The organism is Roseateles sp. SL47 (genome assembly GCF_026625885.1).
GTDB lineage: Bacteria > Pseudomonadota > Gammaproteobacteria > Burkholderiales > Burkholderiaceae_C > Roseateles.
The window spans coordinates 1306779-1319106 of sequence record NZ_CP113068.1 but is presented as its reverse complement, the minus strand read 5'-3'; the positions used below and the strand labels follow the sequence as shown (position 1 = coordinate 1319106).

At 62.5% G+C, this 12328-nt stretch carries 12 protein-coding genes; 9 read left to right on the top strand and 3 right to left on the bottom strand.

Annotated elements, in window-relative coordinates; all coding sequences use genetic code 11:
• Positions 1-135 precede the first annotated feature (135 nt).
• Positions 136-996, bottom strand: a complete 861-nt coding sequence (locus tag OU995_RS05760) for a hypothetical protein (protein WP_267834587.1) — start codon at positions 994-996, stop codon at positions 136-138.
• Between the two features lie 122 nt (positions 997-1118).
• On the bottom strand, positions 1119-2000 hold the full coding sequence (locus OU995_RS05755) for an OmpA family protein (protein WP_267834586.1): 882 nt from the start codon (positions 1998-2000) through the stop codon (positions 1119-1121).
• A 916-nt stretch (positions 2001-2916) separates the two neighbouring features.
• On the opposite strand from OU995_RS05755, the gene OU995_RS05750 reads away from it, so the two are divergent.
• The 7 genes from OU995_RS05750 (at position 2917) to OU995_RS05720 (ending at position 9939) form a co-directional block, all read left to right on the top strand.
• Positions 2917-4206 carry a hypothetical protein gene (locus tag OU995_RS05750; protein WP_267834585.1) on the top strand — a complete coding sequence of 430 codons (1290 nt, stop codon included), beginning with the start codon at positions 2917-2919 and terminating at the stop codon, positions 4204-4206.
• A gap of 26 nt (positions 4207-4232) precedes the next feature.
• On the top strand, positions 4233-4508 hold the full coding sequence (locus tag OU995_RS05745) for a hypothetical protein (RefSeq protein WP_267834584.1): 276 nt from the start codon (positions 4233-4235) through the stop codon (positions 4506-4508).
• A 9-nt stretch (positions 4509-4517) separates the two neighbouring features.
• Positions 4518-5582: a DUF2169 family type VI secretion system accessory protein gene (locus tag OU995_RS05740; RefSeq protein WP_267834583.1), complete on the top strand. Its 1065-nt coding sequence runs from the start codon at positions 4518-4520 to the stop codon at positions 5580-5582.
• On the top strand, positions 5579-6724 hold the full coding sequence (locus tag OU995_RS05735; protein WP_267834582.1) for a beta-ketoacyl synthase: 1146 nt from the start codon (positions 5579-5581) through the stop codon (positions 6722-6724). Before OU995_RS05740 ends, OU995_RS05735 begins: the two co-directional genes overlap by 4 nt.
• Positions 6715-7764, top strand: coding sequence for a DUF4150 domain-containing protein (locus OU995_RS05730; protein WP_267834581.1), 1050 nt, complete (start codon positions 6715-6717; stop codon positions 7762-7764). The genes OU995_RS05735 and OU995_RS05730 overlap by 10 nt, the downstream gene beginning before the upstream one ends.
• A gap of 26 nt (positions 7765-7790) precedes the next feature.
• Positions 7791-8780, top strand: a complete 990-nt coding sequence (locus tag OU995_RS05725) for a type VI immunity family protein (RefSeq protein WP_267834579.1) — start codon at positions 7791-7793, stop codon at positions 8778-8780.
• Positions 8781-8949: 169 nt separating this feature from the next.
• Positions 8950-9939 (top strand): type VI immunity family protein, encoded by a 990-nt coding sequence (locus tag OU995_RS05720; protein WP_267834577.1) that lies wholly within the window; start codon positions 8950-8952, stop codon positions 9937-9939.
• A gap of 297 nt (positions 9940-10236) precedes the next feature.
• On the opposite strand, the gene OU995_RS05715 is transcribed toward OU995_RS05720, so the two are convergent.
• Positions 10237-10926 carry a DUF4336 domain-containing protein gene (locus tag OU995_RS05715; RefSeq protein WP_267834575.1) on the bottom strand — a complete coding sequence of 230 codons (690 nt, stop codon included), beginning with the start codon at positions 10924-10926 and terminating at the stop codon, positions 10237-10239.
• 89 nt (positions 10927-11015) lie between these two features.
• Between OU995_RS05715 and OU995_RS05710 the strand changes: the two genes are divergently transcribed.
• Together OU995_RS05710 and OU995_RS05705 are read left to right on the top strand one after the other, a co-directional pair.
• The gene (locus tag OU995_RS05710; protein ID WP_267834574.1) at positions 11016-11912 is read left to right on the top strand and encodes an AraC family transcriptional regulator; all 897 of its coding nucleotides are present in this window, start codon (positions 11016-11018) and stop codon (positions 11910-11912) included.
• Positions 11909-12220 (top strand): hypothetical protein, encoded by a 312-nt coding sequence (locus tag OU995_RS05705; RefSeq protein ID WP_267834573.1) that lies wholly within the window; start codon positions 11909-11911, stop codon positions 12218-12220. The genes OU995_RS05710 and OU995_RS05705 overlap by 4 nt, the downstream gene beginning before the upstream one ends.
• Positions 12221-12328 lie beyond the last annotated feature (108 nt).

The window sequence follows — 12328 nt, the reverse complement described above, 5'->3', positions numbered from 1 at the left end:
CAAAGGCGTTTGAGTCGCCCCGTCGAGGTGTGATCGTGCTCAAGGCCGGGCTTCGGCGCAATGGGACCTGAGGGCCTTGGGGCCTTGGGGCCTTGGGGCCTTGGGGCCTTGGGGCCTTGAGTCCTTCACGCCCGACTAATGCGCCAAGGGAAACGAGGCAGCGTCCGCTGGCATGTCGAACGTGCCGTCCGGCATACGGGTGCCCACGCTGATCTGCACGGCCTGTTCTATCGTCACCAGGCCTAACATGCTCGTGGCTTGCATGCCGGGTAGTGGGGTGGATGCTGAGCGGAGGTGGTCCGGCATCATGCGAATGGCCACCAGCGGCCGTCCCGTTCCCTTATGTACCGGCGATGGCAGCAAGGTGCATTCGTTCGGCGTCGGCAGTACCACGGCACCCAACTTCACTTTGGGTGTCCACTTGCATTGCGAACTGGTCCCTGGCACGGAGACCGGCTCGCCTCCTTGTGTTGGCGGCGCTCCAGGGGCAGCACATACGTTTTTCAAGATTTCCCGCTGGCCCGTCTTGGCGGCCACGTCATATTGCACACGGAATACGTTGCAGTTGCCGTCGTCAACCTCGACCGACTTAAAACGCACCGCCACCGGCTTGCAACTACCACCGCGGATGGGCTCCATCCTGGACACATCCATCCGGGCACCGCTCACGACTTTGGCATATCGCTTCCCCTCGAAATACTCGGCGGTTCGTTCAGTGTCCAGCTGGAAAATTTCGGTGTCGCTGAGCCGCTCGGAAGCTGGGTCATAGGTCCACCCCTGCGCTTGGGCCACAACGGCCTTGGCCTCAAAGCAACGAGACTGAATCTCTTTGACAGCAGCCAGAAATTGGTCTGGGTGCTCGTGCCGTTTCTCGCGCACGATAATGATCCCGTCCCCGCCGGCCTGAGCTCCGATGGGTGACGACTCCGCCTCGGGCGCGCATGCCGCCATGCACAGCACCACGGCGGTGGCTGCAACGGCGCCACCGATGCGCAAAGCATGTGCTACGTGGCGTGTAGTTCTGGAGGGTGATGTCATCGGTCTGCGTGGGCTCGATGCGCCGTTGTGACGCTGCGCCCAATGGGTGTGGGTGCCGCAGCGGCTGATTGCGGTGCTGCCTACTTCAGCTTGACGAGCTCAACTCGGCGGTTCTTTGCCCTGCCTTCTTCGTTTCGGTTATCTGCAATAGGTGCCTCACCGCCCCACCCTTTGGCTTGCAGCCGGCTGCTGTCCACCTTCGCCTCGATCAGCGCTTTGACGACACTCGCCGCGCGATCCTGGGAGAGCTTCTTGTTGGCGGAAGCGCTGCCCACATTGTCAGTATGCCCTTCGACGGACAGGCGCAAGGACTTGTCCGTTGCCAACAGGGCGACAATTTCGTTGATGGCAGGCTTGGCATCCGGCTGAATGGCCGCACTGTTGTTGGGAAAAACGATATACAGCGTCGCGTACCCTTGTTGCCGAATGGCGTTGGCCATTTGGTTGGCGGTGACCACCTGCTGCATTGGCTTTTCTTCTATGTAGGTCAGACGATAGTTGGACTTGAAGTAGTTCTCAAGAACCACCCAAGTGCGCCGTGCGTCTTTTTCTATCAGAAATATCTGTGTGCCCTCGTGCCCCTCACTCCAGGTCACCTTGCGTCCGCCGATGGACCGGATAGCGGCTTCATAACTTCTGGCAACAGGCAAGGTCCCTCCCGCGCCTTGGGTTTCATACCGAATGACCGTGACTTCACCTTCGGCAATCAGCTTCCCCTCTGCACTAAAGCCGGGATTGGTAGCGTCGCACTTTTTCGATGGCGCGCAATACATGAGACCGGCGTCGGGCAGGGTGCCGAAGTCGATGTGCTTGCGGCTCTCAATGGTGTAACCGGGCATTCCCGACAGCAATGGGTGGTCCTGTGCCGCCGCCGCTGCCGCTACACCGCATGGTGTGACAACCATCCAAGCCAGCAGTGCGTTGCCAAGAAGTCGGTTTGCTTTGTGAAGAAGTTGCGTCATGTTTGACTTTCGCAGCGACGGGTATGAGCGGTCGGCGGGTCGGTGTTGAGGGTGCCCTCTGAATGCTGAACGTCGGCAACCCCGAACAGCAGTACCCAGCCTCTGGGAAACCGCCAGCGTGGAAAACAGCACCTCTTCAAATCCTGGACAGTCGGTGCTGCAGACCTTGGCAGACAGCATTTGTCGACCCTGTTTTCAAACGCCTCGGGGTGCCCTGCCTTTGGCGGCAAATCTTATCGTGGCTCGGCCCGCAACCACTTCGGAAGGCAGTTCTGGTCGCTTGATTGATGGAAATTTGTTGGTAAGACCTGGTACTGTTTGTCACCCTCATCGCTTCGCAACACCCTGCAACACCCTGCCATGCCTCCACTCAGGGCGGAGGCGAAGTGCGTAGTTGAGGGGAGGTGGCAGGCATGGACCAAGATCAGGCTTGGCCTGCACTCGTAGTCCAAGGAGCTCCGTCAGGAGATCTTCCTTGGCGCAATGATTCTGATGGTGACCGGGGCTCGAGCTCTACCGCAGCTCTGCAGCCGCCAACGGCCGCGCCCTGGAAACTGAGCGCTGGAGCGCATCGGGCATCGGCGATCGCCTTGGTCGGGAAGGCCCCACGTTCTCCGGACGGGCACGTTACCGGTTCGACTCCGTCACGTTCACCTCGGCCTCGTGTGCTGCCCCGCACGTTCATGGCAACGAAACCGCGTCTTTCGCGCCCGTGCTGCGTTGCGACTCCTCGCGATGCCGACGGGCATCGCTGTGGTTCGTGCCTTGCTCTGACGCGGTCGCCAGGAAGTGACTTTGGTCAGCCGCGAAGGCTTGGGCGCCAGCGTAATCTCACCGCAACACCAAGAAGTGATCTTCAGGAAGAGGCCTTTGACCCGTCTCTGGAGTCGGCTGAATTCAGTTCACGGGCGCCCGCATGCCGTCGTTTCACCCGCTCACAAGCACTGCTTCCAAGCTCGTCGACCATCACCTCGACGGGTTGGGGTACGGGTGGCGCCGCCGCTGCGATCGATTCAGTCATCCAGACTTCGACGTCGCCGACCTCGTCGCTTACGACGACAGAATGCTGGCGTCGCAGGAGGCGCTCGGCGCATTGCACCAAGCGGGGAATGACGTCACCGACCATGCGCATCGCCTGCTGAAGCAGCCGTTGCGGCTGGCTGAGTTATTTGCCCTGACCGTGCATGCGGTGGTCTCCAATGAGACGTGGCTGCTGAATACCTGCCACGACCTCAGTGTTGGACTCCCAGAACATGCGGAAGCCTTTGATGCGGCGCTTGCCTGGGCTCCCGCATCGGACGCCTTGGCCCATGCGATCAAAGCCTTGCCGCCGCAGCGTCGGCTTGCACTCGAAGCCCGTCGACGCCTCGACATGCCCGAGTTGGTGAACGCCACACTGCTTGAGTTGGCCGCAGCTCCGTGGGATGAGCAACTGCTTCCTGCAGCAATCGCTTTTGCCTGCGCTATCGGACGCCGCGATCTCTCTGGCCGTTTAGCACCGCTGCTTGAGCATTCGAACCCCGCAGTACGCATGGAGACAGCGCACTACCTAGTCATGCTCGCGCCTCGGGACAACAAAGCTCTCGCCGCACAAGTCAGCGCGACGCTGCAAGCACTGACCTTTGCATCCAGCGCAAATGGAATCCAGCACTCGAGTCGTGCGGCCCAGGCCCTCGTTCTTCACCAGCCAGAAGCGGCACACGAACTCCTGTCCGATCTGTTCACAAGAGCGCCTCGACTGGCCGTTCAGTTGTTGGGTTGGTTGGGCGAACCTGCGGGCGTTCCGACGCTGATCCACGCCATGCGCCACCAAGAATTGGCACGCGTCGCAGGTGCGTCTGCCAGCCTGATCACAGGATCCCATCCCGGTCGTGACGGCTGGGCGGGGCAGCGGCCGGACCGGCGCCCACGTGATTCAACCCCCGATGCGATTCCCGCCATCGAGGCTGATGACGATCTGCCTTGGCCAGATGCTGATGCTTTCTCGGCCTGGTGGCAGGTTCACGTCGACGCCTTCGGCACACATCAGCGATTCGCCGGCCTGCCGGCGGAGCCACCCGGGTGGCGCGAGGTGTTGCGCCGTGGCCCCTTGCGATGGCGACCGATGGCAGCCGAGAGGCTCCAACACCACCATCAAGGGCCCGCATTTCCAACCGACGCACCCGCTTTTCGCCAATTCACCTGGATGGCTGGCGGACCCGCTTGACCTGTCCACCGCAGAAGGATCGCACTGTGACCGTTTCCGTTGACCTTTCGACTGCCAAGCCTGAGACGCCAGCCGGCACCGCCACGCTCGCCCACACGCCCACCCACACGCCCGACACCACCGAGCCCGCGCTGATGCCGCAGGAACTGATCTTCGAGGCGAGTCAGCAAGTCACCATCCGCTGCGGCAAATCCAGCATCACCTTGTATCCGAACGGCAAGATCGCCCTGCGCGGCGAGTACATCGTGAGCGATGCCGAGGGGGTCAACCGCATCGTCGGTGGACAAATCGAATTGAACTGAGCGTTCGCCATGTGGCAGGTCGACAACCGCACGCGCTATGTCGCCGATGGCGCCTGGCATCGAGATTCAGAAGGGAGCGAGGTCTGGGTGGTTGCCGTCAAGGCGACCTATGACGTGCTCTCTTCCGGAACCCTTCGCCTCGCGCCTGTTCAAGAGCCGCTTCGTTCGGGGCCGGAGCCCTTCCCTGGGCTGGAGAGTCCTCGCTGGGAGACCGACTTTGGGCCGCGAAAGGCAGCGACCGACGTTGTGCTGACCGGACATGCCCACGCCCCTGCTGGCGCGGACGGGCAGCCACGTCCGGTGGATCAGCTTGTGGCCGGTTTCAGCGTCGGACCCGTGCATCGGCGCCTGCGCGTCTGGGGAGACCGCCACTGGCAGTCCAACACAACAAACGCCTCAGCATCAACACCCACGCCGTTCCTACGCATGCCGCTGGTTTTCGAGCGCGCGTTTGGTGGTCCCGGCGACATGAACAGCCAGATGGCTGCGAACCCTGTCGGCCAGGGATGGCCGGGCTCGATCGGATCTGGCCGGAGGTCGCTGCCCAACCTGGAGGTCGAAGGTCATCCGATCCTTGGTCCCGGCGATCAGCCTGAAACCGCTGGTGTCGGCGTGGTTGCCAGCCATTGGCCCATGCGAAGCCGTCATGCGGGCACGCACGATGACGCGTGGATGCGTGATCGCTATCCCTTACCTCCGGTCGACCAAGACCCCAGGTTCTTCCAGATCTCTCCGCCCGCACAACAGGTGCCGGGATATCTGAGGGGCGGCGAGCCTGTCTCCTTGTTCAACCTCACCCCGCCAGGCTTCGCACGGGACGGCCATATCGACTTCCGGCTGCTCCGGCTGAGCCTCGCTTTCACGACGCAGTTCACTCAGGGGCCCAAGGAGCGCAGCCGATCGGTCCTCCACACGGTGATCCTCGATACCGATGCACCCCGGCTGATCGTCGTCCATCACATGGCACTGCCTTGCCACGCACGGGTGAACGAGCTGCGCAAGACCGTCGTCGAGGAGCTGGCTCGGCCGCTCGACCGCGATGCTTGGGTGGCCGCTCACGAGGAACCGACATGAGCACCGATGTGCCTCTGTGGTTGCTGGCGGCCTCCTGCTGCTTTCCGTCGGGGCCCACCATGGCGCTGGCGGACGCCGCGTTGCGTGCCCAGTTGAGCCTGATGCGCCGTCATCCAAGTTACCGGGACCGTGCGGGCGTCCCCGTCCGCGTGAGTAGCTTCCCAGATCCGGAAGATGGGATCGAAGGCAGTCCGGATGCCCACCGCTGGGGCTGGCTGGCGCGCCACGCGCTCGCACAGCTGACAACGGCGCTTGCGCCGCATTGGGAGTCTCTGTTGGATCGCCCGCGCTGGCTGTGGCTGGTGCTGCCCGACGAGCACCGTCCGGGCGTGCCGGCGGACCTCCCCGCCGCCATGCGGCAGGCAATGACACAGGACCTTTGGCCATGGTCGAAGGTGCATGTGGTCCGCGGCGGCCATGCTGCCGGGCTGCTTGCGCTCGAACAGGCGCGGAACGCGCTCCGAGAGGCGTCGACGAGGTCGGGGGAGGTCCAACCCCTTGCCGTCGTGCTGGCCACGGATGCGGCGACCGACGCTGAATCCCTTGCATGGCTGGACGCCCAGAATCTGCTGCATGGCGCCCACGTGCATCGTCCCGCGGGCCCTCGTGCGCTCGCGCATGGGCGCGTCCCGGGAGAAGGCGCTGCCGCCCTGGCCTTGGTGACAGCGCCTGAGCCATCCAGCTTTAGTGCACCGCCCTGGGCTCGGCTACTGGGCTGTGCGACGGAGCTTGAGCCCACGGATCGCCACGGGGAGCGTCCCTGTGTCGGCGCAGGGCTTTCAGGTGCTGCGCGGAATGCGATGGCTCAGGCCGGTAGCAGCCGTCCGCCGATCGGGCTGCTCTTCTCCGACCTGAACGGCGAACCCTATCGGGCCGACGAGTTCGGCTTCACGGCGCTGCGTCTCGGCCCCGATCTGCGTGACGGGTGGCAGCGGCAAACGCCTGCGCTTGTGAGCGGCGACCTGCATGGCGCCAGCGGCGTGGCGAACCTCGCGATGGCGGCGTATCAGCTCTCGAAACTAGCGACCGAGCAGGGATGCCTGGTGCTGTCGAGCTCGGACGATCCCCTTCGAGGGGCGGCCCTGCTCGCCAGCGCTGGGACCGGAAACAATCTGCCTTTGGAGGTGCAGGCATGGCGGTAAGCATCAACATCAACGGGCTGACGCTCTGCCACAAGGGCAGCGGTGGCGTGACCCTCAACACCTTGCCGGACGTTTGCAAGACGCCCGACAAGGGCCTGCCGCTGCCGTATCGCAACGAGGCTTACTCCCGCGATCTGGTCAAAGGCACGACCAGTGTTTTCGCCGATGGCCACATGAGCATCGCGAAGTACGGCAGTCAGTTTCACAAAAGCGTCTACGACGAGGCCGGCAGCATGGGTGGCGTTGCCTCCGGCACCCACAAGGCCGAGGCCGAGTGGATCACCCACAGCTTCGACGTCTTCTTCGAAGGGAAGGCGGCCTGTCGCCTGACCGACAAGATGTTCATGAATCACCGCAACACGGTGAACATGGCCGGGCTCAAACAGCGCGATCTGCCGCAGTCGGATCAGGACTTCTATGACGAGCTCTGCCGCATGGCGTGCCAGTGTCTGTCGCAGAAGGGGTCGATGACCCAGGGGCAGACGTTCCAGGACTGTGTGCGCAAGAAGATCGACGAGGCGCATTACAACGGACGCTATCCGAAGCCAGACGCCAAGATGTGGCGGGAAGTGCCCTATGACCGGGGTTCCGGGTGGGACATGATTGGAAGCAAGTCAAATCCGGGGTTGCCGACGTCTAACTTCATTCGGCCCGACTCGCGACGGCTGGACGTGGTGCAGCTTGGTCAGGATGGGAAACCGACCAAGATCATCGATATGAAGTTTGGGGATGACCCACTTTCACGAGATGCGGGTCGGGACTACCGCGATATTGCAGACAGGCATACCGGGTCACGCGATGGCTTTGAGGAGTTTCGCGTGGAGGACAAGTGCGACTGCGACGATGACAACAATCCGCCAAAACAACCGTCCCCTGTGATGGCTCCGGTCGAGAAAAAAGAGGGCATGCTGGATAAGTTCGGCCAGGCGCTGGAGCAGTCCACCGGTATCAAGCTCGCTGGGGGAGCACTTGTAGCGTTCTTCTTCGTTTCTGAAGTATCACGACTCTTCCCTCCCCGTAACCTCGTTCCTGTTCCCTGATTACCCGCACACCTTTAACTACCGACATGACAACCCAAGACACCATTGCCCAATTGGTTGAGGCGAACGGCGGCGCGACTGTTCTGGACCGCATTCATCTGCCCTACGCAGATCCAAAGGCCGGGCCTGCAGCCAAGTTCGGGCTAGGCGCGGAGCTTTATCTGCCTAACGTAGATCGATCGGTGTTACGAGGGTACGCCGCAGATTTCCTGCAGGACTTCTGGTCGATGTTTCCCGATCAGGTCAACGAGTTCCTGCCACGCGATACGAAGCGAACAAAGCGATTCAAAGGTGATCCGCGTTCCATGATTGAATCAGACATGGAGCGCCATCCACCGGAGTCGGGCTGCTCAGGCGCATTGTTCGGTCGCGTCGACATCGGGCTGCCGAACGACGACGTCCCTCATTACCAAGCGAATCTGTTGATGAGCCGCGTCGGAGATCAGCGCCCGTCTGCCTTTGATGCAAGCATGCCGCTGGCCTCGAGAACGGGAGAGCTCCACACCTCAATCCTGCGCGAGCATTTCCTGAACTGGTGCCAACGCTTCCAACCGCTTCACGGCTCTGCGGGTTTTGCCATCATCGTCTGCCCAGGCATGGAGCAGAACAGCGTCTACGCCCTGCAACTCATGACACGATTCCCGGGCTTCGATTTTCCGAGCACGATCGAATTCACGGCGGAAGTAAGAGAGGTACACAACCGGATCAAGTCCGTCAACTGGCTGACGGCATTGGGCGACGACCTCGTGGCACAACTGGGTGGTCTAGCAACGATGCGACAGGCCCTGGAGCCTGCATGCACGCTGCACTCATACGACGGCGGCGTCGTGATCCAGGCCGGGCCGACGCCGCGCCTGGGGGATACGCATGCCAACGACATTCCCGCGGAATACCGACTCGCGGCACGTTTCACCCGACCTGTCCGATTCGAGGATTACGACGAAGGACTGTTCCGCGTCCCGAAGGACCTCAACAAACGAGAAGAGACCCTCAAATGGATCAGGCGCTTTGACTGATGAAGTTGCCGTCTGTGTGGGCGGTAGAGATGAACCCTTCCCAAGATGAGCTCGCGATTTCGCAGCGCCTGAGCTCGCGATTTCGCAGCGCCTCGGTAGCGCCGACAACCGTGATCACACGGGTCTCATCCCGGTTCCCTGAGCACACGCAGCCGACTTGATCCTCTACATGGCGACCACAGACACCATTGCCGAATTGGTGGCGGCGAACGGCGGCGCGGCTGTTCTAGACCGCATTCATCTGCCCTACGCAAATCCCAACGGCGGTCCGGCGGCCAAGTTCGGACTAGGCGCGGAACTCTATCTGCCGGACATCGATCGGAAGCTGTTGCGGGAGCAAGCAGCGGAGTTCCTGCATGACTTCTGGTCAACGTTTCCCCAGCAGGTCAATGAGTTCCTGCGGCGCGACACCAAGCGAGCGAAGCGATTCAAAGGCGACCCACGTACTGCGATCGAAGAGGACATCGCCCGTCAAGCACCGGAGACTGGGTACTCAGGCGGACTTTTTGGTGATGTAGATATCGGGCTTCAGAACGACGACGTGCCTCCTTATCAGGCAAAACTGCTGGTCAGTCGGAGTGGGGATGCACGGCCTTCGTTTGTCCAGGCGTACATGCCATTGGCTTCGCCTATAGAAGACTTGCATATTTCGGTACTTCGTGAGCGATTCTTGGTCTGGTGCCAGCGCTTTAGGCCACTCCATGGCTCCGCGGGTTTCTCGCTGATTGTCTGCCCTGGCATGGAGCAGAACAGTGTCTATGCCTTACAGCTCATGACCCGATTTCCGGGCTTCGATTTTCCGAGCACAGTCGGTTTTACGCGGGAAGTCGGGGACGTGCATGACCGAATCAAGTCGGTCAGTTGGCTGACCGCATTGGGCGACGACCTCGTGGCGCAGTTGGGTGGTCTAGCAACGATGCGACAGGCCCTGGAGCCTGCATGCACGCTGCACTCATACGACGGCGGCGTCGTGATCCAGGCCGGGCCGACGCCGCGCCTGGGGGATACGCATGCCAACGACATTCCCGCGGAATACCGACTCGCGGCACGTTTCACCCGACCTGTCCGATTCGAGGATTACGACGAAGGACTGTTCCGCGTCCCGAAGGACCTCAACAAACGAGAAGAGACCCTCAGCTGGGTCAGACGCTTTGACTGATGGTCCTGCCGTACGAACTGCCGAGAACAATGGCCCTCGACGACAACCCATCCGCCAAGCCGAAGAACTCGTGGGCATTGCCACAAGCCTTGAATCCTGGGCCCAGCACAGCCGGATGGGTGAGGCCCCTGCAGAACTCCTACGCGCGGGAGGCCTCTTTGCAGCCACTGCTGCCTGTCGGAGTCCTGTGGTCACAGAGCCACTTCCCGCCCGGTAGCGGCCGTTCGGACGAGAGAGGGGCAGAACCGGACCGGATGAAGCGGGTGGTGGCCGGCAAAAGCTCATCACTCATCGCCTTCACCGAAGCAGTGGGGCGAGTGCCAGAGTCAGCTGCTCGTGGGCCTGCACTTCGACAACCGCGTCGTGCGCCAAGCTGATGCGCCGGATGGGCCAGTTCAGGATGTCCCGCGCGCTGGCGGCCGCCGCCTCGGCGTCACGCACCATGGCACGGACATGCAGTGGCACTCCCATGCGGCTCCGCACACGCGTCAGCCGCGCCCAAAGTGCTGCCTGCCAGGGCAATGCATCGCCCCTCCACCACTGGCACACATCCGTGAGGATGAGTGTTCCGCTGCGGGCGTGGAACCAGACCGTCTCGTTGATCAGCGGCATGCCGCGCCACAAGTGGTAGGTCAGATCAGGCTGCCAGATGCCGGGCTCGTCGGGCAGGGAATGACCCAGCAAGTCGGGCCGCTTGCGCGCCAGTCCAGGTGCCAGGTACAAGCTGGCTTGCGGAAAGGCCTCCATGAAAGAGCCTGCAAACAGATGGTGGGCACAATTGGGTGCCACCACCGCCACCACCGGACCCAGTTGCCGCAACTGTGCAATCAGATCGGCGCAAAGGGCCACCGGTGAGTGCACCCAGAGCTGGCCGCTCGCCAACCGGACCACGGTCATCCGCGTGCGCGCCGGCACACCATTGACCACAAGCGCCTGCCGCACCTGCCAGATGTCTTCACAAACGGGGATCAGAATCGAGGAAGTCATGACCGGGATGCTGCCCGCCCGCACTGATCCGGGATAGAACGCAACCGACACCCCCGATAGGGCCCAGGCTCGGCATAACATCCGCCAATATGCAGATCAGCCCCACCACTCTTCCTCTCAGCGATGGCCAGCTGTGGCTGCCCACCTATGAACTCTCTGGCTGCGTGGTGGCGGCGATGTCCAGGCGCAGCGATGCGACGCAACTGGCGGCTGAGGCCGATTTCTACAACCACTACCCGGCATCGCCCTACTGCACGGTTTCATGGTGGATGCAAGGACGAGGCGAGTGGTGCGATGTCGGCGGCGAACGGGCCTCCGCACATCGCAGGCGCGCGCTTCCCCGCATCACTTTTAACGGCCCCCAACGACGCCCGGTGACCACCTGGTGCTCACCGCCGTCTCACGGCCTGATGCTGAACTTCAGGCCTGAGGCATTACGGCGCCTGACTGGCGTGGACGCCGGCCAGTGGCTGGATCAGTGGGTGGATGCTCATGAGGTGCTGCCACCTTCGTGGCACGACTTTCTGCAGCGGGTGCTGCAGGCGCCAGATGACCCCACCCGGATGACGCTCATCGAGCAATTCATCAGTCCCCTGTGGCGCGTAGAGCAAACCCAGTCAGTGACTCGGCTAGAACGCATCCACGACTGGTGCGAGGACCTCGCCCGCCGTGCAGCGTTGAGCGGCAAAGGGCGCAGCGCCCGCCAGTTTGAGCGTCGCTTCAAGCAGTGGCTGGGACTGCCCCACCGAGAGCTCTTCGCAATGGGACGCGCCGAGCGTGCCTTCTTCGAAGCCTTGGCCCAGGACGGTGGCCAAGAAGACATCGATTGGCCCGACGTCGCCGCAGCAGCCGGCTACGCCGACCAGTCTCACATGATTCGCCATGCGCGCAGGATCACAGGTTTCACGCCAGCGGCGCTATTCAAACGCGTGAAGGCCGAGCCATCATTCTGGACATACCGGCTCTGGGGCATTGGCGCAGTATGACCTCCCCCCTCCGCTATCTCACCATCGACGTCACCGACAGCTCGGACGACGTTCTCACCGTCGAAGCCATGGCCTCCACGCGCGAGTCTCAGCATACTGCCGTGATGGCCGAGGTGGACCAGATCCTGGCCTGGGCCCGGCGGGAGTTCGCGGGCCGGCAGGGGCCTGTCGAGGACGGCTATGCCTGGGACGATGAATTGCTGATCCAGCGCGAGGGCGAGGGATGGATCACCGTCACGCTAACCCTCAGCGCCTCCCCGGAATTCGTCGAGGCGTTCATGCCGATCTTTGGCGACCACGAGGAGTAAAGCGGCCGCGCTCCGCCCCCATCGCCCGTTCTGCATATACTCCGCACGCTGCTTCCCAGCAGCCGTAAGCGTTTACGTCAACCAACGCACTTTCGAACCACGCCCGTT